Origin of the sequence: Nonomuraea polychroma (assembly GCF_004011505.1) — a bacterium.
Classification (GTDB): Bacteria; Actinomycetota; Actinomycetes; order Streptosporangiales; family Streptosporangiaceae; genus Nonomuraea; species Nonomuraea polychroma.
The window spans coordinates 8,321,455-8,346,762 of sequence record NZ_SAUN01000001.1; the positions used below are offsets into that span (position 1 = coordinate 8,321,455).

Annotated in this window: 24 protein-coding genes; 12 read left to right on the plus strand and 12 right to left on the minus strand. The window is 68.7% G+C overall.

Annotation, left to right across the window (positions count from 1 at the left end; genetic code table 11):
• Window positions 1–845: 845 nt before the first annotated feature.
• From EDD27_RS38050 to EDD27_RS58015, 4 genes are all read left to right on the plus strand, one after another.
• A complete protein-coding gene (locus EDD27_RS38050) occupies window positions 846–1,883 on the plus strand; it encodes a M14 family zinc carboxypeptidase (protein ID WP_164903977.1) in 1,038 nt (345 codons plus the stop codon).
• An 8-nt stretch (window positions 1,884–1,891) separates the two neighbouring features.
• Window positions 1,892–3,103, plus strand: coding sequence for a M14 family zinc carboxypeptidase (locus EDD27_RS38055; protein WP_127936690.1), 1,212 nt, complete (start codon window positions 1,892–1,894; stop codon window positions 3,101–3,103).
• 275 nt (window positions 3,104–3,378) lie between these two features.
• The gene (locus EDD27_RS38060) at window positions 3,379–4,041 is read left to right on the plus strand and encodes a DUF1345 domain-containing protein (protein ID WP_127936691.1); all 663 of its coding nucleotides are present in this window, start codon (window positions 3,379–3,381) and stop codon (window positions 4,039–4,041) included.
• 22 nt (window positions 4,042–4,063) lie between these two features.
• Window positions 4,064–4,189 carry a hypothetical protein gene (locus EDD27_RS58015; RefSeq protein WP_277750781.1) on the plus strand — a complete coding sequence of 42 codons (126 nt, stop codon included), beginning with the start codon at window positions 4,064–4,066 and terminating at the stop codon, window positions 4,187–4,189.
• A gap of 131 nt (window positions 4,190–4,320) precedes the next feature.
• On the opposite strand, the gene EDD27_RS38065 is transcribed toward EDD27_RS58015, so the two are convergent.
• From EDD27_RS38065 to EDD27_RS38075, 3 genes are all read right to left on the minus strand, one after another.
• On the minus strand, window positions 4,321–5,490 hold the full coding sequence (locus tag EDD27_RS38065; RefSeq protein WP_206641831.1) for an alpha/beta fold hydrolase: 1,170 nt from the start codon (window positions 5,488–5,490) through the stop codon (window positions 4,321–4,323).
• A 248-nt stretch (window positions 5,491–5,738) separates the two neighbouring features.
• A complete protein-coding gene (locus tag EDD27_RS38070) occupies window positions 5,739–5,882 on the minus strand; it encodes a hypothetical protein (RefSeq protein ID WP_206641832.1) in 144 nt (47 codons plus the stop codon).
• Between the two features lie 290 nt (window positions 5,883–6,172).
• The gene (locus EDD27_RS38075; protein ID WP_127936692.1) at window positions 6,173–7,063 is read right to left on the minus strand and encodes an LLM class flavin-dependent oxidoreductase; all 891 of its coding nucleotides are present in this window, start codon (window positions 7,061–7,063) and stop codon (window positions 6,173–6,175) included.
• A 46-nt stretch (window positions 7,064–7,109) separates the two neighbouring features.
• Between EDD27_RS38075 and EDD27_RS38080 the strand changes: the two genes are divergently transcribed.
• A complete protein-coding gene (locus EDD27_RS38080) occupies window positions 7,110–7,589 on the plus strand; it encodes a MarR family winged helix-turn-helix transcriptional regulator (RefSeq protein ID WP_127936693.1) in 480 nt (159 codons plus the stop codon).
• A 271-nt stretch (window positions 7,590–7,860) separates the two neighbouring features.
• Here EDD27_RS38080 and EDD27_RS38085 read toward each other — a convergent pair whose 3' ends face one another.
• Window positions 7,861–8,832 (minus strand): LysR family transcriptional regulator, encoded by a 972-nt coding sequence (locus tag EDD27_RS38085; protein ID WP_127936694.1) that lies wholly within the window; start codon window positions 8,830–8,832, stop codon window positions 7,861–7,863.
• Window positions 8,833–9,694: 862 nt separating this feature from the next.
• Here EDD27_RS38085 and EDD27_RS38095 point away from each other — a divergent pair.
• Complete coding sequence (locus tag EDD27_RS38095; RefSeq protein WP_277750782.1) at window positions 9,695–10,288, plus strand: DUF5994 family protein; 594 nt, start codon at window positions 9,695–9,697, stop codon at window positions 10,286–10,288.
• Window positions 10,289–11,253: 965 nt separating this feature from the next.
• Here EDD27_RS38095 and EDD27_RS38100 read toward each other — a convergent pair.
• Window positions 11,254–12,975, minus strand: a complete 1,722-nt coding sequence (locus tag EDD27_RS38100; RefSeq protein WP_206641833.1) for a SpoIIE family protein phosphatase — start codon at window positions 12,973–12,975, stop codon at window positions 11,254–11,256.
• Window positions 12,976–13,372: 397 nt separating this feature from the next.
• Between EDD27_RS38100 and EDD27_RS38105 the strand changes: the two genes are divergently transcribed.
• The 3 genes from EDD27_RS38105 (at window position 13,373) to EDD27_RS38115 (ending at window position 15,838) form a co-directional block, all read left to right on the plus strand.
• Window positions 13,373–14,278, plus strand: coding sequence for a YhjD/YihY/BrkB family envelope integrity protein (locus EDD27_RS38105; protein ID WP_241564475.1), 906 nt, complete (start codon window positions 13,373–13,375; stop codon window positions 14,276–14,278).
• 227 nt (window positions 14,279–14,505) lie between these two features.
• Window positions 14,506–14,817 (plus strand): UBP-type zinc finger domain-containing protein, encoded by a 312-nt coding sequence (locus EDD27_RS38110; RefSeq protein WP_127936698.1) that lies wholly within the window; start codon window positions 14,506–14,508, stop codon window positions 14,815–14,817.
• A 19-nt stretch (window positions 14,818–14,836) separates the two neighbouring features.
• The gene (locus EDD27_RS38115) at window positions 14,837–15,838 is read left to right on the plus strand and encodes an acyl-CoA desaturase (RefSeq protein WP_127936699.1); all 1,002 of its coding nucleotides are present in this window, start codon (window positions 14,837–14,839) and stop codon (window positions 15,836–15,838) included.
• A gap of 184 nt (window positions 15,839–16,022) precedes the next feature.
• On the opposite strand, the gene EDD27_RS38120 is transcribed toward EDD27_RS38115, so the two are convergent.
• Window positions 16,023–16,370, minus strand: a complete 348-nt coding sequence (locus tag EDD27_RS38120) for a hypothetical protein (protein ID WP_127936700.1) — start codon at window positions 16,368–16,370, stop codon at window positions 16,023–16,025.
• Between the two features lie 162 nt (window positions 16,371–16,532).
• Window positions 16,533–16,700: an STAS domain-containing protein gene (locus EDD27_RS54845; RefSeq protein WP_164903978.1), complete on the minus strand. Its 168-nt coding sequence runs from the start codon at window positions 16,698–16,700 to the stop codon at window positions 16,533–16,535.
• Between the two features lie 230 nt (window positions 16,701–16,930).
• Here EDD27_RS54845 and EDD27_RS38125 point away from each other — a divergent pair, with 230 nt between their 5' ends.
• The gene (locus EDD27_RS38125; RefSeq protein ID WP_127936701.1) at window positions 16,931–17,620 is read left to right on the plus strand and encodes a DUF899 domain-containing protein; all 690 of its coding nucleotides are present in this window, start codon (window positions 16,931–16,933) and stop codon (window positions 17,618–17,620) included.
• Between the two features lie 173 nt (window positions 17,621–17,793).
• Here EDD27_RS38125 and EDD27_RS38130 read toward each other — a convergent pair whose 3' ends face one another.
• The 4 genes from EDD27_RS38130 to EDD27_RS38145 form a co-directional block, all read right to left on the minus strand.
• Entirely contained in the window at window positions 17,794–18,897 is a 1,104-nt protein-coding gene (locus EDD27_RS38130; RefSeq protein ID WP_127936702.1) for an NAD(P)/FAD-dependent oxidoreductase, read from the minus strand.
• On the minus strand, window positions 18,894–20,285 hold the full coding sequence (locus EDD27_RS38135; protein WP_127936703.1) for a cytochrome b: 1,392 nt from the start codon (window positions 20,283–20,285) through the stop codon (window positions 18,894–18,896). Before EDD27_RS38135 ends, EDD27_RS38130 begins: the two co-directional genes overlap by 4 nt.
• Before the next feature lie 134 nt (window positions 20,286–20,419).
• Window positions 20,420–20,947 (minus strand): DUF6069 family protein, encoded by a 528-nt coding sequence (locus tag EDD27_RS38140; RefSeq protein WP_206641834.1) that lies wholly within the window; start codon window positions 20,945–20,947, stop codon window positions 20,420–20,422.
• A gap of 63 nt (window positions 20,948–21,010) precedes the next feature.
• Window positions 21,011–22,525: an MFS transporter gene (locus EDD27_RS38145; RefSeq protein WP_127936704.1), complete on the minus strand. Its 1,515-nt coding sequence runs from the start codon at window positions 22,523–22,525 to the stop codon at window positions 21,011–21,013.
• 176 nt (window positions 22,526–22,701) lie between these two features.
• On the opposite strand from EDD27_RS38145, the gene EDD27_RS38150 reads away from it, so the two are divergent.
• Window positions 22,702–23,067, plus strand: coding sequence for a response regulator (locus EDD27_RS38150; protein WP_241564476.1), 366 nt, complete (start codon window positions 22,702–22,704; stop codon window positions 23,065–23,067).
• Here EDD27_RS38150 and EDD27_RS38155 read toward each other — a convergent pair.
• Window positions 23,045–23,698, minus strand: a complete 654-nt coding sequence (locus EDD27_RS38155; RefSeq protein WP_127936706.1) for a response regulator — start codon at window positions 23,696–23,698, stop codon at window positions 23,045–23,047. The two genes, EDD27_RS38150 and EDD27_RS38155, sit on opposite strands and share 23 nt — an antisense overlap.
• 107 nt (window positions 23,699–23,805) lie before the next feature.
• On the opposite strand from EDD27_RS38155, the gene EDD27_RS38160 reads away from it, so the two are divergent.
• Window positions 23,806–25,185, plus strand: a complete 1,380-nt coding sequence (locus EDD27_RS38160; protein WP_164903979.1) for a CHASE3 domain-containing protein — start codon at window positions 23,806–23,808, stop codon at window positions 25,183–25,185.
• The last annotated feature ends 123 nt before the right edge of the window (window positions 25,186–25,308 follow it).

Consider the following 25,308-nt stretch of genomic DNA (forward strand, 5'->3'; position numbering starts at 1 on the left):
TCCTGGAAACCGCTTGCGCAGATGCACTACTGCTCCTCGCATAAATCAGCCAGGCCCGCCAAGGGTAACCGGTATCCCTCGCGGACAAGTCACCAGTGACGTTTCCACGGCGACCGGCCCAGGAACAAGGCTGGAATGCTGTCAGTTTCCTGGGTGTTTGGCGGTCCTCGGCACGTCGAGGTGGGCCGGCATCGGATCGGTGATTACGGCTGTGCCGCTGCGGCCTCATCAGCATGTCTCGCGCGTCGTCGGCCGGCTGTGTCGGATGGGCGAGGTGGAGGCCTAGGTGACGCCATAACGACATGTCCGAAATGTCATTATGGTCATGACGGTTATTGCCCTTTGCCGAGCTCTCTGGCGTCGCGACGTTGGGAGATCGGCGGGGTTGGTGGCGGCCGAGACGACCTCCTTCACCTGTGCCGACGCCTGGCGGAACACCCCAGAGCCGCCCCGGAAGATGACTGTACGGCCCCATTCGGACACCGAGCGTGACACTTGTCATGCTCGTTTGTGTTTGTTACAAGAGTCATGGCGACCGGCGCCGGTCGTGTTGCGGCAAGCACGAAGGAAGGACGATTTATTCTGCGTCGCCTTGCCGGGGTGACCCCGACGCTCACGGCCCTATCGGGTCCATATCCATTCAGCGGCCACCGGCTACGGCAGCGGCGCAAGGAGCAGGCAGTGTTCGTTCACTGATCCCTTTCTCTCGCCTCCGCCAGGGCGATTTCATGTCGGCGGGATCGGGTTTTCTCATGCGCCGGAACTTCATGACCTGGAGTGGCGGTGGAGTGCGCCCTGAAACCGTGTTCGCCGCGACAGACGTACACCGGAAAAGGAGACCTTTTGTGTTAAGGAAACGACGGGCAGCAGTTGTCCTGGCCACCGTCCTGGGCCTCACGATATGGGGGACGGCCACGGCGTCCGCCGATCGTACGACGCCGGGAGGTCCCTGGATCCAGGACGCGCAGCAGGTCTCTCTCCAGCGCCTGCACACCTACGACGAGCTCACCACCGCGTTGCAACACCTGGAACAGCGCTCCAAGGGCGCGATCGACGTCGAGTCGATCGGGAAGACGCACGAACGCCGCGACATTTGGACCGCGACGGTCGGCACCGGACCGACCAAGGTTCTCTACATCACGCAGCAGCACGGCAACGAGCCACTGGGCACGGAGGCGGCCCTGCAACTCCTCGAGCGAATCGGCGCTTCACAGGCCACATGGGCCACTGACGTGCTCGACGACGTGACGCTTCGCGTCGTCGTGCGTGCGAACCCCGACGGCACCGAACGGTTCCAGCGGCAGAACGTCGATCCGGACTGCTCCGGCGCCTTCTGCGCGCCCGGGGTGGGATTCGACATCAACCGCTACCACGACCCGGCGATGTCCCCCGAGGCCAACCCGGTGCCGGAGGCGGCCGCGATCCAGCGGATGGTGCGCTCGTGGCGGCCGGACATCACCGTGGACTACCACCACCAGGGCAGCTACCGCCAGCCCGACGGCTCCCTGGACACCACCTCGGTCCTGTGGCCCACCAACCCCGGGGTGGCACCACAGGTCGTCGCCGACAGCAAGCGGGTGGCGGCCGTGGTGCACACCTCGCTGCAGCAGTACGGCTTCGCCAACGTCAGCCTCTACCCCGGCGACTCCCTCCCGGGCATCGCGCGCAACTCCTTCGGCCTGCAAGGCAGTGCGAGCCTGTTGATCGAGCTGCGCGGCGGCATCGGCCAGAAGTCCGGTGGCTATCTGATCCGCACCGCCTACGCCTCCATGGCCGCCCTGCTCCAGGCCGCCGCCGACGGCAGCCTCGCCGCCGTCGACCCGGCGGTCGCCGACACCATTCCGCGCCGCGGCGAGCCGATCGACCAGGACGACGAGGAGTGACCAACGCCATGACGAAGAGGAATCGAACCACGTACGGCACCGTGGCGCCGAAGCTGGCCGGCGTGGGCCTGGCGGTGGCGGCCCTGGTGGGCTCGACCCTGCCGCTGGCGCCACCCGCCGCCGCCCAGCCCGCGAACGCACACTGCGGCACGTCCACCGGGGACACCGGCGCATCCGCCTGGACGAGCCACGCCGAGCTGGGCCAAGAGCTCCAGCGGCTCGAGTCGCAGCGTTCCGACGTCCTTGACGTGACACAGGTCGGTACGTCGAACCGCGGACGTGAGATCTGGGCCGCGCGGACCGGCACCGGGCCCAAGGTCGTACTGATCACCAGCGAGATCCACGGCAACGAGAAGACCGGCACCGACGCCGTGCTCTCCCTGCTGCGCACCATGACAGCCGGCACGCCGGAGGCCAAGCGCCTGCGGTCGCTGGTGACGCTGGTCGCCGTACCCAAGATGAACCCGGACGGAGCAGAGCTCGACCGGCGCGGCAACGACCGCACCTGGGCGGAGGTCGTCGCGGACTTCCCGCAGCTGGCGGGGGCGCGGCCGGCCTGGAACTACTACACCGAACCGCGGTCGGGAGACGACTACGCGACGCGCCCCGGCTTCGACGTCAACCGGGACTACCACCCGGACCTGAACTACGTGCCGCGAGCCGCGGACTTCCCCGGCTCCTCATCCGAGCCCGGCTGGTACATCCATCCAGAGTCGCGGGCCATCAGGGACCTGTACAAGTCGCTGAAGGCGGAGTTCGGCGCCGTCGACACTTACCTCGACCTGCACCACCAAGGCCCCTGTGACCTCGACGAGAGTGGTGAGAATCAGGTGACCATGTCGCTGTCGGGCAAGTTCGTCGACGTGGAGAACCACCAGGAGTACAACCGCGGCTACCGCCTCGACTACTCCAAGCAGCTCACGCTGGCGGCGTACGACGCCCTGTCGGTCCGCGGCGAGTCGCCGTTCGGCTCGTTGACCCTCTACCCGCAGGACATCGACCTGCCGGGCACCGGGCTGGGCTCGTTCGCGCTCAACGGCTCCGGCACCGTGCTGTTCGAGGTACGGGGACAGACCCAGACCTGGGGCGCCAAGCAGCGCGGGCAGTTGGTTCAGACGGTCGCCAACGGACTCGACGGCATCATCGAGGCCGTGGGCACCGGTGCGGTGAACCAGATCGACCCCGTCCGGTACGACGACATTCCGGAGACCCAGGAGTAGGCGTGTAGCGAAGGGCACCGCGTGGACACGGCCACGGGTTGACGGAAGCCCGGCGTTCAGCGATGGAACCACCGATCCGGACCGTCGGCGGCCGGCCTGGCCGCGGCTCTCGGTGCCCCGAGTCCTTGCCGTGAATGTGCCCGGCGGGCAGGGCAAAGTTGTAGTCGTTCCCCACGTTGTCCCATCTCATCGACCACCGCACCGAGCACGGACGGAGCGCTCCGGCACGGCATAACGTGGAATGCGGCAGGTGGGAAGGATGGGTGGGCGACCCGATGATGCTGCACAGGCGGGTACCAGAGCTGCTCGGCGCCTCGGTACGGCGAAGCGCGTTGACCGCTGCCGCCACCGGCCTCCTGGCCGTGGTCGTCGCCGCGGCATTCGTGCCGTTGCACTACGTGCCGTTGATCGGATGGGACGCGGCGGCAGTGGCGTTCCTGGCGGTCACGTGGACTCGGATCGCCAGGCTCGACGGCCCCGCGACCGCCGCGGACGTCGATCGGGAAGATCCCACCCGCGCGGGTGCGGACGTGGCGGTGGTCGTCTCGGCGGTGGCCAGCCTGGCGGCGGTCGGCTACATGATCGTGCAGGCCGATACCCGCACCGCGCTCCTGCTGCATGTGGCGCTTGGAGTCGCCAGCGTGGTCGCCTCGTGGGCGGTCGTGCACACGATCTTCACACTGCGGTACGCGCTGCTGTACTACTCCAGTGGTGGTGAGGGCATCGACTTCCACCACAGCGACCCCGCCACCCAGCCGCGGTTCACCGACTTCGCCTACCTGGCCTTCACCGTCGGGATGACCTTCCAGGTCTCCGACACCGAACTGCGCACGTCCGAGTTCCGCTCCGCCGTGCTGCGCCAGGCCCTGCTGTCGTATCTGTTCGGCACGGTCATCGTCGCCCTTGCCATCAACCTCATCGCGGGTCTGAGCCGCTGATCTGCTGATGGCGGGCTGCGGCATGCGGGTGCTGACCTCGTCCGGCCCGGCGACCCGGCGGCGCGACCCGACCGACGGCTGGACAGTGGCCAAGGCGCTCGAGGCGGCGAGGCTGGCCGACCCCGACGTGCGGACCGCGATGGGGTGACGTGGGCACGCTTCCTGTCCGCGGCCGCCTCCTATTCGCGCAGGACGTGCGCACGCGTCGCGGGCCGAACGAGCCATCGGCCGCCCCAGCGCCCGCCCTATATCCGCGTTTTCATAGGTAATGCCACAGTTTCATGATCCCGTGTAGCCATCAACCGCGGAACGCGCGTGGCGGGCCGATGAGGAAATGCCCGTCGACTGGCGGGGGATGGCAATCTCCGGCTTGGAGTCCGCGCCACGCCGCTCGGCGGTGGAGCTTGGGGCGGTGGCTTGCAGGATGACCTGCGCGACCAGCTGGGGCGCGTCGTTCATCGGCACATGGCTGCATCCAGGCAGCCACACCATCCGCATCATGGGGATCATCGCTGCCGCACGCGCCGCCTGGCGCGCCGGAAGCACACGATCGGCTGTGCCCCAGGCAATGGTCACCGGGACGTCGGGAATGTCCCCGGCGAACAGGTCCCGTGCACGTCCGGCGCGCATGGTGGCCTGGAACGCGACCGCCTGGCGCAGTGCACGCAACGACGCCGCCACCGCCTCCGGCGCGGACTGGTCAGCACGCATGTACAGGGTGCCGGTCAAGACCGCATGCCCCAGGATCGACTGCGAGAGCCATGCCGTGATCGGCTCCGGCAGGCGCGCTATCTGACGGGCCGCTGTCAGTATGGCAAAGGCGTACCACCGCTCGGTCTGGCTCCAGAATCCGGCCGGGGCCACCGAGGTCACGCTGCGGGCGAGACCGGCCTGGCCCAGCCGCAACGCGATCAGCCCGCCCAGGGAATGCCCGACCACGTGCGGCCGCTCCAGCCCAAGAGCGGTGAACACCGCGCCCAGCCCAGCCACCAGGGTGGCGAGGTCACGGGGCTGACCGTCGGGCAGATCGGGGGACTCGCCAAAGCCCGGCAGATCTACCGTGATCACGTCGCGCTCGACCGTCAGCAACGGCACCACCGCGTCCCACGCCTGCCGGTTCGACCCGAGGCCGTGCAGCAAGACCACCGGCTCACCGGTTCCGCGCCGCTCGTACGCCGCGGTCATCGTGGCCAGACCGGGCGGGCGTACTTCCACAAAAGATCCCGTAGCGGAGGGAGCCACAGGCGGAATGGCCCTGCCACGGTTCACCAGTGGTGCGGGCATCGCCAGCACCGCAGCCGGCAGTCCGCCCGCCCAGTCGCAGACCTTCTCGACGACCTGCGTCCCCGCCTGGAGCACACCGGCCCCAAGGCGGGTGATGGGGGTGAAAGCAGATGCCACTGAGGACAACGACAGAATGTTCAACATCGTGACAGGGCGTTCGCCCATCCCTCCTTACTTCGGTCATAGGCGCACCAAAGTTTCGGTAACGTTAACGGTCCATGCGAGTCATGGCATAGCGACAGACCGAAATTTTTACCTTTAGGGGCGGAGGTTTTCGGTCAAATTTCGGCCTCGCCCGCCCTGGAGGCCCGCCCGAATCACCGGCAGGCGCGGGGGCACAGGACCGAGGGCGACGCCGTAGTTTCACCGCGGCACGTGACGTACGAGCCGGAACGGCGCTGACGGTTGGTGGGTCAGCGGCGTCCCGCTCGGATCAGTGCGCCCTCGGCCTGGGTGGCCATCGCGGTGACCAGATCCTCCGCCGAGGGCATGTCGGTGATGAGGTCAAGGGCCTCGCCCGCCCAGACCGGCAGCGGCGGGATCGCCCCGCGTGCCACGTCGTCCTGGTAGTCCTGAAGGGCTTGGGGATCGGCGGCGAGCTCGGCCTCCCGGCCGCGCTACGACCAGCAGGACCCACGGCAGCACTCCTCCACGACGCCCGTACCGGCTCGCACGCAGACTCGACATGGACGAGGCCACGGTCATGCCGTCCACCGCTAGCCCCGCTATCCGCACGTGCCGCGTCGTGGCATGTCAGCCCTTATGGGTCCCTGGCGCTCCCCAGCCCTTCCTCTCCTCTCAAAGGACCTCCGCGGAAGTGCGAGGAGTGTGGAGCGCAGGGCAGTCGCTATGACGAGCGGAGGATGGGAACGACGTCCGACGCCAGGCGCTCCGCCTGCTGCCTGAAGTCCCCCACAGGCATGAGGTTCATCGAGGAGAACCCCAGCCCGGAGAACGTGAGCAGCCGCTCGGCCACCTCCTCGGCGCTCCCCGACACCACTCCTTCCGACACCTGGGACTCCCCCACGTGAACCGGAACGTTGTAAACGCAGGTCACCGTCCTTCCGCTCGCCTCGGCAGCGGCTAGGACCCGCTCTCGCAGGACTGCGGCCTGCTCCGGCGGCGCGAATCCGTACGACGGGATCCATCCGTCGGCGAGCCGCCCGGTGGCCTCCAGAGCGCGCTTGCCGTACGTCCCGAGCCAGATGGGGATCGGCCGGTCGGGTTTGGGCTCCAGGTCGGCACGCTCGGTGTGATATCGGCTGCCGTGGAAGGTGAAGGCGGGCTCCGACCATAGCCCGCGGATGATGTGGATGCCCTCCACCATGCCGTCGACCTTCTCCGCCGGCGAGGGCACGCCGAGCCCGAAGGCCCGGAATTCGTCATCAGAATAGCCGCCGCCGAGGCCCAGGATGAGCCTGCCGCCCGAGAACCGGTGCAGGCTCTCGGCCATCTTCGCCACCATCGCGGGTGGCCGGTACGGCATGCCGAGCACCCTGGTGGCCACCTGGATGCGTGAGGTGGCGGCCGCGACCCAGGTGAGCAGCGTCCACACTTCGTACGTCGGCTCGGCGCCGCAGGGATGGTCGGAAGCCGACACGAAATCGAACTCGAGTTCCTCGGCCAGCCTGGCGTCGCCCACCGGATCCGCGCCTTGCGCGGCCGAAGTGGACAGGCCCAGCCCGAACATGCGCATAACCGTCGGCCCTTCGTCCTGGATGTTTACATGTAAACCCAAGCAGCCAAGTTAGTTACATGTCAACTAAATCCGCTAAGGTAGAGGCATGCCTGAGCCGAGATGGCTGGACGACGCCGAGTTTCGCGCCTGGATCGGCTACCGGCGGATGCGATTGCTGCTGGACGCCGAGGTCGGCCGCGACCTGCTGGCCGACTCGGGACTGTCCATGCCCGACTACGACGTGCTGTCCGCGCTGACCTCGTCAGAGGGGCACCGGCGACGGCTCACCGAGTTGGCCGACCGGATGCTCTGGTCCAAGAGCCGGCTCTCGCGCCACATCAGCCGGATGGAGCAGCGCGGGCTGGTCGCCCGCGAGGAGTGCGAGAACGACGCCAGGGGCGCCGTCGTCGTGCTGACCCAGGACGGACTGCGCACGATCCAGAAGGCCGCACCCTTGCACGTGGAGTCCGTCCGGCGGCATTTCATCGACATGCTGTCCGCCGAGCAGCTCGATGCCCTCGGCACCATAGCCGAGAGCGTGCTGGCCCGCCTGGTCCCTGACGGCGCGTCGGGGATGGAGCGGTAGCGACGCATACCGCGGTGGGCGGTGGCGGGCGGCCTTCTCGCCAACCCCGTTTTCGCACATGAGCGATTTTCAGCGAAGGTCTTGTGGATCGACGTCGAGGAGATCCAGGAGGTCGATGAGTTGCGGGATGGTTGGGCGTGACTGGCCGGCGCCCGGGTCACTTTGAGCCGACATCTACGCGTGCCGTACGGAAACAGGCGATCCGGGAAGGACCCATCTCCAGAACCGATCGCAGGGCTTCGTGGCACATACAGCGGTTGGAATCGGCGCGTCAGACAGCCTCATCGCTGTGACTGGAGGCTGTCGGAGCACCTTCGCTGGGCGTTGGTCCGGTGGGCAGGGCGACGGATTCCAACCAGCCGAGTCGCTCGGCGAGTTGTCCGGCGCTGTTGATGAGGGCGGTGATGTGGGGAGAGGGGTTGGCGTCGTGCCACAACAGTGACCATGGGTAGTGCATGGCAGGTTCGATCAGGGGCCGCCAGGTGGTGCCGGGCCGGCTGGAGGTGTGGAAGGAGGAGGGGATGCAGTGCACGCAGCGGTGCTGGGAGACGAGGTCGGCGGCGGCGCGGGTGCTCTCGACGGTTCCCTCGTAGATGGTGGGCGCGAACCCTGCCGAACGGCACAGCTTGAGGACGAATTGGTTGAGCTCCGGCGTCTGGGATTCCTCACCGAGCAGCAGGGGTTCGCCGGCGAGGGCGGCGACGGGTACGCCGTCCAGGTCGGCGAAGTCGTGGTCGTCGGGCACCAGCACACCGAGCGGATCGAGCCTGATCAGCTTGGACGCCACCTCGGCCTGGGTCTGAGAAGCAGGTCCGATGGCGATGTCCAGGCGGCCGTCGGCCAGTTGCCGGTACTGCTCGGGAGTGCCTGCTTCGACCTGATGGATCGTGATGTCGGGATGGCTGCGCTGGAGTTCGCGCAGGATCTGCGGCATGGTGTCGTAACCGGCGTCGATGATGCCGACGCGCAGCGTGGGCGCTGACGCGACGGCGTTGCGTGCGGCCTGCCCGGCCCGGCCCACGTGATCGAGGATCTGGCGCGCCTCGATGAGGAAAGCGGCGCCCGCCGGGGTCAGATCGACGTGGTGGGTGCTGCGATCCAGCAGTCGCACTCCCAGCTCGCGCTCCAGCCGCTGGATCTGCTGGCTCAGCGCGGACTGCACGATGTGCTCGCGGGCCGCAGCTCGGCCGAAATGCAACTCTTCGGCCAGCGTCACGAAATAGCGCAGCTGACGTAACTCCATGCCTGCCACCTTTTCCTGCCTGGGCGGCGCCCAACCAGGCCGTCTTCCACCACTCTAGGTGCCTCGTGGAGTGCGGGCCCTTGGAGGAGCGTTGGCGTTACTCGTTCGTGCACGATGTCCACGCTCGTACACCTGGAGGGCGGCACCGGTCGGGGCGGGGTAGAACTGCGTCATCACGAGGAATTGCGCCTTCATCGGCGACCCGCAGCCGGACAATCATCGGACACCGGGAGGGGTTTGCCGAGGACACCGTCCTGCTGGCCAATATCAGGGTATGTCGGACCGCCTCCGGCTCCCCGTCGAAGTCGCCGCTCATCACGGAGACGTCTTCACCGCCCACCAGGCGGGATCGTATGAGCAGTGTGACATTTTCCGACACGGCCGGCTCCCTTCGCCGGCGTCCACCAGGGGCACCTGCCCAGGATCGTCATCCAGGGCCGGCAGGTAGGTGTCGATGGTGTTGTGGGCGTGGCGGCCGCTTTCAGGTGGCGGCGAAAGTCGCGCACCGCGCCGGTGGTCGCGACCGGATCGGTGCTCGGGTCGCTGTCCACGGCGCGGGCGGCTGTCTGGCCGGTCGGCCGGCCAGGCCAGGCAGCCGCGTAGCCGGGAGGCGTACTTGGTCTTGGTGGAGCCGGCCAGCGAGGCGTGCTCGAGCGCGGCGGTGTAGCCGGACAGGACGGCGGCGTGGGGGTGGAGAGCGTCACGGCTCGCGACCGGCTTGTGTTTCCGGAAGCCATTCGGAAGTGGCGAGGTATGGTGAAGGCACCGAGGACTTTTCGAGCGTTGGCATTCAGGTCGGCGTCGCCCACGGCGAACCACCGCTACCGGTCCCGTTCGAGGGGCCTGGACAGGTCAGGCGACCATGACGCCAACACTTCTTTCTCCACCTACGCCGCTCAGCGCCGCCTCATCCGCGCTCCCTCAGGTCGATTCCGCGCTGCGGCTCAGTCTCCACCCGGTTCTGGATCGGCGAGCCGTGGTGGACGGAGCCTGGTGGCCTCACTCCCGCGACGCGGCCGCCGAGCTGGCCGGCCTCATCCCCGCCGTGGACCGGCTGCTTGATCGGGTCATGCTCCGGATCGGCGTGCACCAGGACGCGTGGCAGCGCATCCCGCGCCGTATCCCGGCACGCGGGCGCCAGGTCCGGGTCGGCTGGTTCCGCCACGCCGACCCTCGCCTGATCACTCTCATCTTCGCGGCCGCCGAGCCGGTCGTCCTGCTGGTCATCCCGCCGGACACCGCCGCCGGCCCTGCCGAGGCCACGCTCAAGCTCACCGCCCAGGACACCACCGGCTTGACCGTCGACGCCATCCTCACCCTCGCGCACCTGCCGCCTGACCCCGCTCCCCGCGCGACGGCCGCCCACAGCTCGGCCCGCTGGGAGAACGAGGGAGGGGCGGTCACCGGGCAGGAGGCACCGTCGTCCTCCGTCAGACGGCCGTCAGCTCCGGCATAACCCACGTGCCGCCTGCCGGCCGGACCGGGCGGTGCAGGCACCGCCCGGTCTGGCGGCGGACCGATCTAGCTACAGCACCAGTCGGCTCATCCTGGACCTGTCCCTGGTCACCTTCTGCAGTGCCGGCAGACTGGGCGTGCTGCTCGGGGTGCAAGGCGCGATCGGGGCCTGACCCGCGATGCGGGGTCACGAACCCGCTCCAGCGAACCTAGGGTGCCGACGCTCAACCGCGCGTCCAGTTCGAGGCGCACATCTCGCCGCAGGGACGCATATGGAGCCGGTCCACTGCCTACTCCTGCTTATGGACCGTGACAGCTTGAACCGCTGTCAACAGGATCGTGTGCACAGGAGATTCGTGTCGTGTCAAAGCGGATCCATGCGCGTACTCGTCGAGCACGACAGTGCTGCGAGAACGGTCCAGTTCGACGACAGCCCCTTTAAGCGACTGCCCTCCGCGTAGGTGAACCGTTACCCGCTGCTGGTTGCCTTCCACGCTGGACAGCACATACATCCATACGTCTACATCTGCCACTTAGTCCTCCACATGAATCTCCAGCCATTCGGCCACGGTCATCGCAACGTCAACGCCTTCCTTGCGGGGAAATATTGGCTAAAAGTGGAGGAAATTAGACATTTTTATCCTATTGCCCCTTGTCGGGTGCGACAAGTCTCGTGGTCGTCCCCCTGACAGCGATAAGAGTCCGGCGATCGCCTGGGCCGGGGCTACCCGGTTAGTGGAGGGCCTTCGTCGCTCACACGCCTACTGAGGATCCGAAAGCAGGCAGTCAGCCGGTGTGTCGACTTGCCCCGCCGTGACTGATCACCAAGGCAAGATCAACGGTTCAGTCGTCATGCCCGGTCACGGGGCGGCTGAGCCAGGACGCCGCTCCGGGCAGGCATCATCGACGCCGGCTACGACACCATGCCGCTGATCCTGCGCGAGCTCCAGCGCAGCCATCCCGACCTCACGATCCACCAGGCCGAAGCGGGCGCCCGGTCGGGACGCGCAAGGCCAAAAGGGCGATGTCATCGGTGTTTCCAGGGGGCATGCGAGCGAGGATCTGATCGCAGAAGTCCTCCAGGGGATGGCGGGCAAGGGCGGCGGCATGGCGGCGGAGCCCATGCAGACCGGTGTCCAAATCGGTGCCGGGCACTTCGACCAGGCCGTCGGTGTAGAGCAGCAGGGTGGAACCGGGAGGCAGGGGCGCCGTCGCGTCCGGCCGGCCGATGACCCCCAGGCCGGTGCCCAGCAGCAGGCCCTGTCCTTGTTCCAGGTATTCGGCGCGTCCCTCGCGGGTGACCAAGAGGGGCGGAGGATGACCGGCACTGGTCCATAGCAGTTGCCAGGGCCCTTCCTCCGGACCTTCGACGCGGGCGTAGATCGCGGTGGCCAGAGCGACGTTGGTGATGACCGGGACGGCCTCGTCGAGGCGGTCGATGATGGCGCTGGGCGGTTTCATCCGGTCCCAGGCCAGGGAACGCAGCATGCCGTGCAGTTGGGCCATGCCTGCCGCGGCGGCCAGGTCGTGGCCGATGACGTCGCCGATGACCAGCGCGGTGGCGCCGTCACGCAGGGGGAAGGCGTCGTACCAGTCGCCGCCTACCTGGGAGCCGGGCGCGGCGGGCTGGTAACGGGCGGCCATGCGCAGCCGGCCGGGCTGAGGGACGGCGATGAGCAGGTTGCGCTGCATGGCCTCGGCGATCTCGCGCTGGCGGCCGAACAGCAGGGTGTTGTCGATGGCCAGACCGACGCGGCGGCCGATGTCGCCGATCAGGGCCACTTCCGTGGCGTCGAAGGGCCGGGCATCGTCGGTACGGGCCAGGGTGAGGGCGCCCGTGACCTGCCGGACGGTACCCAAGGGCACGATGACCACCGAGGAGGCGCCGAGTGCCTGGAGGAATCCGGTTTGGACGGCCGCCAGCGGTGAGTCGGGCGGGGTGGCGATCTCCCTTGGCCCCAGCAGCACCGGCTCGCCGCCGCGCAACACCCGTGCCAGAGCAGAACGGGAGTGTTCGTCCAATGGCGGGAGCGGGCCCTGCCACGCTTCCTGATCCAGGTCACGGCCTTCTGGACCGACCACCGCCACCCTTCGGATTCCCTCGTCCCTGCGCAGGTCGATGGCGAGCCAGTCGGCCAGGCGCGGCACCAACAGGGGGCCCAGCCGGGCGATGGCCTCCTCGGTGTCCAGGGTCTGGGCCAGGGCTGTGGCGATCTCCGCGGCCAAGGTCAGCCGGTTCGTGAGGTCCTCCAGGGCGATCACATGCGCTGTAAGGCCCTCCTCCGTCTCACCCCCGGTCGCGTCACCGGCGAACAGCACGGTCGTGCCGAGCACGCGGCCGTTCCTGATCACAGGAGCGCTGAACCATGTGACGGGGATGGGATGCCCGTCACCGCTCAGGAAGCTGTCCATCTCGGCGTAGGACGACCTGCGGCGGGTGAGTGCTATGCGCAGCCGGCACCACTCATCCGGAATGGCGGCGCCGTCCGTGTGGCGGTGCAGCAGGTTGTGAAAGTCCTTCCCCATCATCGCCGACGCGGTGCGCCCCAGCAGTTCTTCGGCTGCGAGGTTGACCGCGACAATTCGGCCGGAAGGGTCCAGCACGGCCAGCCCTGCGCCCAGGTGGTCGAACATCTCCCGCCAGAACTCTGGCCGCGTCGCCCACCGTCGGCCCTGGCCACCAGCCATGTTCCGGACCATGCCGTTCCTTCCGCTGTAGGCGTGCGCTGCCGACCGGAGACCTCCGACGTACGTCGGGGAGCCGCCGTGTCCGGCGACGCTGCGATGCCCCTGCCACCGCATGCGCCCGTCGTCCGGCCTCGCGCGACCGGACTGCCGCCATCCTCATGAAAGCTACCAGCGCAGAACGTACTTCCCGGATGCGGTCGGAACACGTGGAACGCTTGGCGGGGATCGCGACGGCCAGCCTCTGCGGCTGAGTCCGGGCAGTCTCGACATCCGCAACCAGTCACCGGCGAACGGGTAGGCGGTGAACAACCGGCGGCTGATGCGACCGCGGTATGCGCCACGATGGTGTCTTCCCGTTGAATACCCGTGCCAACGCCGCGAAAGGGGACATCTCATCATGAGCGCCACCGGGCCGATCCGGCGGTCGGCCAGGAGAATGGCAGTGGGCTGGCGGCGCGCCCGCGAGCGTCATGGTTGGCTGGACCATCTGGTGCGCGCCGTGGTTCGCTACGACCAAGCCGATGGCGGCCGGTTGTCGGCCGCGCTCACGTATTACGCCTTCTTCGCCACGTTCGCGTTGGCCCTGCTGGCCTTCGCGATGCTCGGTCGCGTCCTGGACGACCCGACCGTGCTGGCAGCGGTGCAGCGCTACCTGAGCGAGAACTTCCCGCGTCTGGACGTCCAGGCGTTGCGGGACGCCAGGGGAACCGCCGGCGTGGTGGCCTTCATCGTCCTGCCGCTGACGGGTTTGTTCTGGATGGACACCCTGCGCTCAGCCAGCAGAGCGATCTGGCGGTTGGAGGAGTATCCGGGCAATTTCTTCCTGCGCCAGCTCATCGACCTGGGCGTGGTGGCCGGGCTCGGCCTGCTGCTCGCTCTGTCACTCGCCATCGCCTTCGCCGCCGAGCGGCTGCTGACCTGGTTCGCCGTGCTCACCGTGGGTGTGAACGCCCTCCCAGCCCAATGGGTGCTCACCGCCGCCGTCTTCGTGCTGGGCTTCGGCGTCAATACCTTGCTGGCCATGGCGTTGCTGACCGCGCCGCCTCGGTTACGGCTGCCGCTGCGCCGCGTGATCGGCCCGGCGCTGGTCATCGCCGTCGGAATGGAGATCCTCAAAACCCTCGGCCAGGTCTACGTCAATCTCACCGCGGCCAACCCGGCATACCAGGTCGTCGCCGGCGCCGCCGGTATGCTCCTGTTTCTCAAAGTCGTCAATCAGCTCATCTTGTTCGCCGCGGCTCTGGCGGCCACCAGCGCAGCCGGGGACGTCACCGATCTGGCCGCCCAACGCGCCTCTCCCTGAACCTCCGGGATCTCCTACCCCATGGCGTGCCGAGCCGGTCCCCGCGCCTCGCTTGCCGGAGCCCCTGACGCCTCAGATCGCGCAGAACGCCCCATGCCAGAGTCTGGCTATCGCGATTGGTGATGGAGCTTGCTGTGATTGGGCGTTTCCGCCGGTTGGCCGATCGCCTTGACTGGTGCATGACCAGTCGGCGCAGCTTGCGTCGCTGTCACCGTGAGGGGGTCGTGATGACCCTGGACGCACAAGAGACAAATACCACCGCGCGCGCCGGCCTGAATGGTCAGGCACCGCGATGCAATCACGTCGACCTGCTTCCGGCCGTGGAGCACGGTCTACCCGAATGCCAGGGGTGTCTGGCCCTCGGCCGCACCTGGACGCGGTTGCTGATGTGCCTGACCTGCGGATGGGTGGCCTGTTCCGACGATTCGCAGGGCGGCCACGCCAAGGCTCACTACGAGGAAACCGATCACCCGGTGGTCGCCGTCCTGGACCCGGGCTCGACCTGGCGTTGGTGCTATGTGCACCAGCGACTTGTCTGAGCGAGACGAAAGAGCTTTCATGACTATCTCCGTACAACAGGTAGAACGCCGTCAGGACTACGACGGCACCTCACCGTTCCCCGGGGCAGAAGAACACGTGACGGCCGGCCGGGCCGTGGTGGCGCTGACGGCGGCGATCGTGATCCTGCCGTTCCTCGCGCTCGGTGTCGCGATCTTCCTGGCGTGGGGGCAGGGAGTCGCGTTCACCGATCTGCTGCTGGCGGCGGGCTTCTACGTGGTGACCGGGCTGGGCGTGACGGTCGGGTTCCACCGGCTGCTCACCCATGCCTCCTTCACCGCCCGGCCATGGCTGCGCGTGGCCCTGGCCATCGCCGGGTCGATGAGCTTCCAAGGCAACCTCATCGGCTGGGTCGCCACCCACCGCCGCCACCACGCCTTCACCGACCAGCCGGGCGACCCGCACTCTCCCTACCGGTACGGCACCGGCCTGCGCGGGCAGCTTCGGGGGCTTGCCCACGCCCACACCGGCTGGCTGTTCACCGACGACCGAACACCGGCCGAACGCTACGCCCCAGACCTGCTCGCCGACCCCGCCATGACCCGGATCACCCGCGCCTTCCCCGCGCTGTGCACGCTGTCACTGGCGCTGCCGTTCCTCGCCGGCTGGGCGATCACCAGCACCCTGTACGGCGGCCTCACCGCCTTCCTGTGGGCCGGATTGATCCGCATCGCGCTGCTCCAGCACATCACCTGGAGCGTCAACTCCCTCTGCCACCTCATCGGCAGCAGACCCTTCAAAACCCGCCGCCACGACCGCTCCACCAACCTGTGGCCACTGGCCCTGCTGTCCTTCGGCGAAAGCTGGCACAACGGCCACCACAGCGAACCCACCTGCGCCCGCCACGGCCTCGAACACGGCCAAACCGACCCAGCCGCCGCCGCGATCCGCCTGTTCGAACGACTGGGCTGGGCCAGCGACGTGCACTGGCCCGACCCCGACCGCATCCAACGCCGCCGCACCACCCTGCCATCACAAGCCCGCGCACCCGGCGCAGACTGACCGATGCCCCTGTCCCATCGCCATCAGGCTGACTGTCCCAGTTGGCCTAATGGCGGGCCCAGACTCCATGACGAGTACGCCGCAGTAGAAGCGGTGGTTCTGCCCCCTGCATCGAGGCCCGGAGCGTCAGATCTGGCTGCGTAGCCGCATCGGCAGCGCTCGGTCCTGCCGAGCAGGTTCTGCGTCACGTCTCGTCATCGAGGTTGCCACGCGCAGCGGCGTCGAGGAGGTGGGCTCCCGCGTCGTGCAGGGTGATGCCGGAGCCGCCCCGCGCATCTTGGGGCATCCACTCGTTCGCCGCGGCGATCGCCGTGAAGCGGGTATCGCGGGTGGGACCGTCGCCGACGAGGTGGCCGCACAGGTGGCCCGCGCGGTCGTACACGGCCCAACGCCCTGCGCCCACCTGCGGCATCGCGTTCGGGTTGTCTTTGAGCCACTGTGCGTTGGCCGCGTGTTCGGCCCGCTCGTCGGTCCCACTTTGCCGGGCGGGTGCCTCGCCTGCATGGTCATCGGTTTTGCGAGCACTACTCATGTTGTGTCTCGCTCTCACATAGTGCGTCGACCGGCACACGCCGCTGGGCGGCTGCGCCACAAGAACGCCCGGAGCCTGAGTGGCCCGGATTCACGATCGTACCGGTTCCGTCCCCGCGTACACGATCTGCGGGAGGCCGCTTGAGCGCCCACACGCGCCAGTTCACTGCCCGGCAGCCGTGACCGAACGGCCGTCGTCGACCTCGGCCGGCTCACGCCACCAGCGGCGCAATGCCTCACTGGTAAAGATGTCGATCTCGCCCGACAGATGAACGGTGGTGGGAGCCGATGGCCCCGCCACGCCCAGAGGCGATGCGTCGATGATGGTCATGAAATCTCCGATCGGAGGAGTGAGGAACGGACGCGCACGCGTCGCCCAGGAGCCGCGCACCGCAGGGCGGCCTGGAGGCCGAGGACACGCATGCCGACCTGCCCGCCGCGGTGTGTGCGCTCTCGTTCCGTGGATTTCGCGATCGGATCGGCCGGCCACCGATGAATTCGACGACCGGGCCGGGTCTACCCCTGTGCACTGCAAGCTGCGCACATGATCAGTGAGGGACCATGAGCACAAACGCGCTACCACCCGTCGTCGACGCTGACACCTGGCAGCGTCAGCTCGAAGCACTGCGTGCCCGGGAGAAGGCCGCGACCCGGGAACTCGACGCCATCGCCGCCCAGCGCCGCCGCATGCCAATGGTGAGGATGCCGGACTACACCCTCGAGGGCGAGGACGGACCGGTTCGGCTGGCGGAAATCTTCGAAGGCAGGAGGCAGTTGATCGTCTACAACCACATGTGGTTCCCTGGCAAGGAGTGGCAGTGCCCGGGCTGCACCGGGTTCACCTCGCAGTTCACCCGGCTGGACTTCCTGGACAACCACGATGCCCGATTCGTCATCGTCACCCAGGGTCCGATCGACGAAGCACTCGCCTACAAGCGGCGGGTCGGGAACAAGATGGCCTGGTATTCCACCGCGAACAGCCCGTTCGGCACCGACGTCGGCGCGCCGCCCGGCGGAGGCTTCGCCGTCAACGTGTTCCTGCGCGATGGCGACACCGTGTATCGCACCTGGCACACCAACGGCCGGGGCACCGAGCAGCTCAGCCACACCTTCGCGCTGATCGACCTGCTGCCGTACGGGCGGCAGGAGGAGTGGCAGGACTCGCCCGACGGCTGGCCGCAGTCGCCCACCTACAGCCGGTGGGCCACCTCCAAGGACATCGCCGCGCTCTACGGCCCGGATACCGCCTAGGGACCTTTGTTTGGCTCATCGAGCGGACCAGAGGAAGATGCCCGCAATGGGCTCTGGGAGCGCATGTTCCCCGGTCACCTCGACCGGCATCCGGCCAAGCGCCGTCCGTAACGCACCGCCGCCCGCTCCCGCGGATCGGTCCCAGACCGGTGACCGCCGTAGGGGCTGGCGACTCATGCCACACGCAGCAACTGCTCCGGCGTCCGGACCAGGTCCACGATGGAGTCGTGGATCCTGTGCTGGTACGGCCGGCGCGAGCCGTACCCGATGGAGGCCGCGACGTTGCTGCCCGCCAGCATGCCTTGGCGCAAGGCATGCTGCCCGCTCATCGGGGTGATCTTGCCGGGCCTGGTGAGGTCGGGCACGGCGGCCACGTCGCCGCAGGCGTAGATCTCGGGATGGCCGGGCACGGCGAGGTGCTCGTCCACCCTGATCCTGCCCTGCTCGGCCGCCAGTCCGAGGTTGGTCACGAGTGGATCGGGGCGGACCCCGAAGCTCCACACGATCGTGCGGGTGGGGATGAACTCGCCGTCGGTGAGCCGCAGCCCCCGGGAGGTGACCTGACCGAGCGAGGTCCGCGTCCGGACCTCCACGCCCCGCGACCGCAGCATCCGTGCCGTGGTCCTGGACAGGCGGTGCCGCATGTCAGGCAGCAGCCACTCGGCGGGATCGGCCAGGATCCAGCGGATCGGCTGCTCCCGTAACCGCGGGTCGCGGCCGGCGATCGACTGGGACAGCGCCTGCCCGGCCGAGGCCGCCGCCGTACCCGCGTATCCCGCGCCGAGCACGACGAACGTGCAGTGCGCCGCGCGTTCGAAGGGATCGGTGCTCGCGGCGGCCAGGGAAAGCTGCCGGTGGATGTGATCGCGCAGATGGAGGGCCTGGCCGACGTTGTGGAAGCCGACGCTGTGCGCCGAGACCGCGGAGACCTGGGCGACTTCGCTCACGCCTCCTGCCGCGACGATCAGCCGGTCGTAGTCCAGCACGCCGCCGTCGTACAGCACGCGCTGGGCGTGGGCGTCGATGTGGGTGACCGTGCCGAGCACCACCCGCACACCCGGCAGCGTCTCGGCCAGCGGCACGCTCACCCGATCCGGGCTGAGGACGCCCATCATCACCTGCGGGAGCAGCTCCGGATGCAGCGCGACACCGGTCGGGTTGACCAGCACGATCTCCGCGCCGTCTCCCACCCTGCGCGACAGGGTACGCGCCGCCTGGTATCCGGCGACCCCGGCTCCGACGATCACAACCTGTGGCCTGTTCGGTGTCACTGTCATCTCCCCGAGGTGATCGCCGGCTCCCGGCGCTCTTGCTGCACCGGCGCCAGCCGTTCGTGGAACCCGCCGTCCGGGGACCGCATGATGATCCCGGTCTCCACTCCGTGCTCGGCCACGTGGTGGTCGGTCTGCTGAAGTGCGAGGCAGATCCACCGGGTGATGACGAAGGCGATGAGGGGACCGATGACCACGGCGAACCTGAAGAAGATCGTCACAGCATCGACGGTGAGGTGGAACTGGTGGGCGATCTGGTCGTTGGCCGCGGCCGCCCACAGCAGGCCGTAGAACGTGACTCCGGCGACCGCGATGGCCGTCTTCACCGGCGTCTCGCGTGGCCGATCGAGCAGGTCACGCGCGAGCGTCTCGCGGGCCATGCGACTCGTGGTCTTGGGCCGGCCCAGCACGTCGCGGCGGCTGCGTCGCGAGAGGAGGAAGCGCTCGGCCATCGGGTACGCGGCCAGGGCGGTGAAGAAGACCCCGGGTATCACCAGTGTGGGAACGAGGACCGCGAGGCTGAGCGTGTAGTCCCCGAGGGTGAGCTCCCACGCGGGCATGATCCGGAGAGCGCCGTCGAGGAACCCCATGTACCAGTCGGGAACCGAGCCCGCTGAGATATGCGTCGGCTTGGCAGGGCCGTACAGCCATATAGGGGCAATCTGGAACCCGAACCCGAGAATGATCAGCATGCCGATCGTCGCGAGCGCCATCGTCGGGCGCGCGCTCCGCTGCGCCGGCAGCGAGGCGATGAACCGGGAGTGGCCGTGCCGCCGCACCAGCAGTTCACGGGCGATCAGCAGCGCGGCAATGATGGCCGAGACCAGCAGGTGCCCCCCGTACATGACCGGAATGACCCGGTCACCGGGGAAGTCCGGGCCGAACAGGACCGACAGCGCCCAGGTGCCCACCACGGGGATGGACTGCACGACCGACATGATCAGCCAGAGGCTCCCACCCGACAGCATGTCGTCAGGCAGGGCGTTGCCGGTTTCGCCGGCGGCCATGCCCAGCGCCAGCAGCGTGACCCAGATCAGCCACTGCCCGGTGCGCGGGCGGCGGAACGCGCCGGTGAGGAACATACGCAGCAGCTGCAACACGACGGCCGCCACGAAGACGAGCGCCGCCCAGTGGTGCATCTGGCGGATGAGCAGTCCGCCGCGCACCTCCAGGCTCAGATGCATGGTCGAGTCGAAGGCCTCGCTGACGAAGAGCCCGCGCAGCGGGCCGTACGAGCCGTCATAGGTGACCTGGGACATGCTGGGGTTGTAGAACACCATCAGCACCGCCCCGGTCACCGCCAGAACGACGAACGACCAGACGGCGATTTCGGCGAACATGAACGACCAGTGGGAGAACTGAAACGAGCGGCGTTTGGCCAACAACGAACGCATTTGGCGCCCCCTAACGTTGCCTCACTCACATGACGGAATCGGGCCGGGGAGTGTGACAACGATGAGGCGTTGGTGACGGTGATTCGCGTCACTACCGTCGGGTCCTTTGCCGGGGCTGATGCGACCTCGCCTTGTCACCAGCGGCCGCGCCCATCGGCGTGCGAGCCGGGCGGGCGGCGGGAACCGGCACGCTGGAGCGCGCTATGTGCCACGCCGGACAGGAGCGAGATGACCGCGACGCCCACGGCGAGGTTGATGACAGCGGCGGTGATCTTGCTGTCCAGCAGGGCGTCCCGGGTCAACGGGCCGATGACCGCCCCCAGGGTGCCCAGCGCCGCGATGCAGCCGAAGAACGAGAACGGGCTGGGGACCGCGATGAGCAGCAGGTGCAGCAGCGCCGTGGCCAGGAAGGCGGCCGCTGCGGCGGACACCGCATAGGTGATGGTGGTGGAGTCGCCGAAAACCCCGGCGCGCTCCGGAGCCAGCACCGGGATGCCCAGCACTCCTCGAGTGAACAGCACGCCGACCAGCACGATGAGGGCCGCCACCAGGGCGGTGGCCGCGCCCCCCGTCCACATCAGCCGTGCGTCCGGCCAGATGGGCCTGGGGGCGTAGTCGACGCCGTTGCCGTCGATGCCGTTGGTGGGGTCGGGCATGGTCATCGGGGTCTCCTTCCACAGGTCACGTGGCCGACACGGCTTCACGGCTCGTTTCGGCGGCGCAGGCTAGTCCTCGCGGCGCGGGGAGAAGGTGGTCGTCGCGCCCGCCGCCCTCGGCACCGCCGTGCCGGGGATCGCGGACAACGGGCGGGCCACCGCCTCCAGCGGCCGGCGTTCGGCGCGGACCCCGAGCAGGATCTCGACGACACCACCGACCACCATGACGGCGCCGCCGATGAGGTAGCCGGCGAACAGCCGGGACGGGTCGGAACCGGTGCCGATGAGGTGCCCGTACAGCACGGGCCCCACCGCGCCGAAGCACTGCGCGATGGCGAAGAACACCGCGATCGCCTGGCCCCGCACCTCGAGCGGGAAGATCTCGCTGACCGACAGGTAGGCGGCGCTGGCGCCGGCCGACGCGAAGAAGAAGATCACGCACCATGCCGCGGTCTGGGTGGCCGCGGTCAGGACGCCGTGGTCGAAGAGGACGGCGGTGATCGCGAGCAGCACGCCGGACACGAGGTAGGTGCCGGCGATCATTTGCTTGCGGCCGATGGTGTCGAACAGCCGGCCGATGGTGAGCGGGCCGAGCAGGTTCCCCGCCGCGAACCCGATCAGGTAGATCGGCGCGTCAGTGGCGCGCACCCCGTAGAAGTGGGTCAGCACCAGCGCGTACGTGAAGAAGATCGCGTTGTACAGGAACGACTGGGTGATCATCAAGGTGGCGCCCAGCACGGAGCGCCGCCAGTGATCGACAAACAGCACCCGCAGCAGGGCACGGTAGCCGACCGGCTTCGGCCTGACCTCAATCGCGCCGCTGTCGTCCACCGGCGGCAGGCCGCGGGGCATGCCGGCCTGTGCCTCGATGGCGGCCATGGTGCGCTCCGCCTCCGCCGTGCGGCCGTGCATGAGCAGCCAGCGAGGGCTTTCCGGCAGGTTGCGCCGCACGTACACCACGACGACCGCGAGGACAGGGCCGAGCAGGAACGCCAGCCGCCAGCCCATCGCGGGGGACAGCGAATGCAGGAGCACCAGCGTGCCGAGGGTGCCGAGGATGGCGCCGGCCCAGTAGGTTCCGTTGACGCCGATGTCGACCCGGCCCCGGTACGTGGCGGGAATCATCTCGTCGATCGCCGAGTTGATCGCGGCGTACTCACCGCCGATGCCCATGCCCGCGATGAAGCGGGTGGCGAACAGGTAGAGGATCCAGCCGGTGCCGTGCCCCAGCGTGAACGCGGTCAGACCGCTGCCGACCAGGTACACCAGCAACGTCACGGTGAACAGGTTGCGACGGCCCAGCCGGTCCGACAGCCGTCCGAAGACCAGGGCGCCCACCACTTCGCCGACAAGGTAGACGGTCGCGATGGCCCCGACGGCGGTCGCCGACATGTCCAGCGTGCCGGGCTGGCTCAACACCCCCGTCACCGAGCTGGCAATGGTGATCTCCAGACCGTCGAGCACCCATGCCACGCCGAGCGCCACCACGAGCCGGGTGTGGAACGACGTCCACGGCAATCGATCCAGTCGCGCCGGAACCAGGCTGCGGATCACTCCGGATGAAGCATCAGCCGTCGCTGTCATGATGTGACTCCTCTACGGCTTCACGCGACCGTCCGTGCCGGTCGCCCAGACGTCACCAATCCCAGCAAGCGAGGCGGAAGGAGTCGTCACCGCCAGCACCCAACTTCCGCTACCGGATGGCCTGACCGCCCGGATACCTGCTGGCGGGAATGCCCGGCGCGCGGTGCGGTGGCAGCGTGAGAACCGTGGAGTTGCACTGCCTGATCGTCGACGACAGCCGGCGGTTCCTGCAGGCCGCGTGCCGGCTGCTGGAGCTGCAGGGCGTCCGGGTCGTCGGCGTGGCCAGCACCGGGTCCGAGGCGGGGGCGCTGGTCTCGGCGTTGCGGCCCGACGTGGCGCTGGTCGACATCGGGCTGGGTGAGGAGAGCGGCTTCGACGTTGCGGACCGGCTGGACGGCGTCCCGGTCATCATGATCTCGGCCCGGGACGCGGACGACCTAGTGCACCTGGTCGAGGCGAGCCGTGCGATCGGGTTCCTGTCCAAGTCCGGGCTGTCCGGGCCGGCCATCCGTGAACTGCTCAGCGCGCATCGAGGAACGTGAGGACGGCCAGCACCCGCCGGTGGTCGTCGTCGGCCTCGGTCAGCCCCAGCTTGGTGAGGATGCTGCGTACGTGCTTCTCCACCGTGCCCTCGGTCACCCACAACCGACGTGCGATGCCGGCGTTGGAGCGGCCCTCGGCCATCAGAGCCAGCACCTCTCGCTCCCTGGCGCTGAGCACGTCCAGCGGGTCGTCGCGGCGCCGGGCCGACACGAGCTCTTGGACGAGGGCCGGGTCGACGACCGAGCCGCCCCTGGCGATGCGCCGTACTGTGTCGACGAACTCCTCCACGTCGGTGACCCGGCTCTTGAGCAGGTAACCGATGCCGCCGCCGCTGGCCAGCAAGCGCATGGCGTGCTCGGCTTCGGCGTGCGCGGACAGCACCAGGATGCCGACCTCGGGATGCTCTTCCCGGATCTTGGCGGCCGCCTGCAGCCCTTCGACCGTGTTGGTCGGCGGCATGCGGATGTCCACGATCGCCAGCGCCGGCTGGGCCTCGCGTACCAGCTCCAGCAGCTGCTCGCCATCGCCGGCCTGTCCGACCACGTCCAGGCCGGAACGCTGCAGCAGGCTGGCGAGCCCCTCGCGCAGCAATACGTCGTCGTCGGCGAGAACCACTCCAGTACTGGTCACACCAGCATTATCGGACCCTCTCCGGCGGCCGGTACACTCCCGCCATGGGCGTCGGCCGGGCACCGCGGCCGGCGAGCAACGCCGGTCATGGCTTGACACTGCGTGCCGTGGCGACGGGAGCCGTGCTCGCGCTCATCGTGGGCGGTGCGTTCGCCGTCCTGCTGGCCTCGATCTCCGACCTGCGCCAAGCCCAGCTCCGCGAGCAACGCTCCGCAGAGGTCATGACCATGGCCAACCGGCTGGAACGTCTGATCATCGACATGGAGACGGGCCAGCGCGGCTTCGCCCTCACCGGCCAGGAACAGTTCCTCCAGCCGTGGCGCGACGCCATCGCGGTCTTCCCGGGGCGGGCGAGCGCGCTGGAGCGGCTGGTGGCCGACGTCCCCGCCCAGCAGGACTTGGCCAGGGAGATCACCGCCGCGGGCAGCTCCTACATCAACGACTACTCCGTCCCTCTGGTCGCGGCCCTCCGCCGCGGCTCCTCCAGCGAGGGCGCCGCGGCGACCGTGCCGGCGACCTTGGAGGGAAAACGCCGGGTGGACGCGATGCGCGGCGACTTCGACGAGCTGGTGGCGTCCGCGCGGTCGCTGACCAGGACCGAGCGGCAGCGCACCGACGCGGCGGCGCGCCGGGCGATCGCCGTGGGAGTGGCGGGCCTGATCGCGTCGGTCGCCCTGATCGGCGCCTACTCCGGCTACCTCACCCGAGCGGTGGTCTTCCCGGTGCGCCGCGTTGCCGGAGCCGCCGCGCGGCTGGCGGCCGGCGAGCTCCAGGCACGCGTGCCCGAGCGCGGCGTCGGCGAGATCGGCGTGCTCGAACGCGGCTTCAACACGATGGCGGAAACCCTGGCCCGCCAGCGGGAGGAGCTGGCCGCCTCCCGCTCGCGTATCGTCACCTCCGCCGACCAGGCCCGCCGCCGCATCGAACGCGACCTGCACGACGGCATCCAGCAGCGGCTGGTCTCGCTCGTGCTGGACGTGCGCGCCGCCCAGGCCACGTTGCCGCCGGACCGGCCGGAACTCGGCGAACCGCTCGACCAGCTGGCCGACGGGCTGAGGGAGGCGGTCGACGAACTGCGCGAGATCTCCCACGGCATCCACCCGGCGATCCTGACCGAGGCCGGACTGGGCCCGGCGTTGAAGGCGCTGGCCCGCCGCAGCCCTGTGCCGGTCGAGCTCAAGGTGAACGTGGCGGACCGGCTGCCCGAACCCGTGGAGGTGGCCGCCTACTACGTCGTCTCCGAGGCGCTCACCAACACGGCCAAACACGCCCGCGCGACGTACGCGATGGTTCGGGCGCATCTGGATGAGGGCGTTCTGCGGCTGGAGATGCAGGACGACGGCGTTGGCGGCGCTGTAGCCGGCCAAGGATCCGGGCTCATCGGGCTCGCCGACCGCGTCGAGGCGCTGGGCGGCACGTTCACCCTGCTCAGCCCTCCCACCCAGGGCACCACGCTGCACGCCGACCTCCCCGTCCCCGGCCGCTGACCGGGACACCAGGGCCGACCTCCCCGTCCCCCGCAGCTGACCGGGACGCCAGGATTCCAGCCAGCCGGTATCCGGGATGGCCGCTGGCCGGGACGACAATCCGGCCGACGGCGCACATCCTGG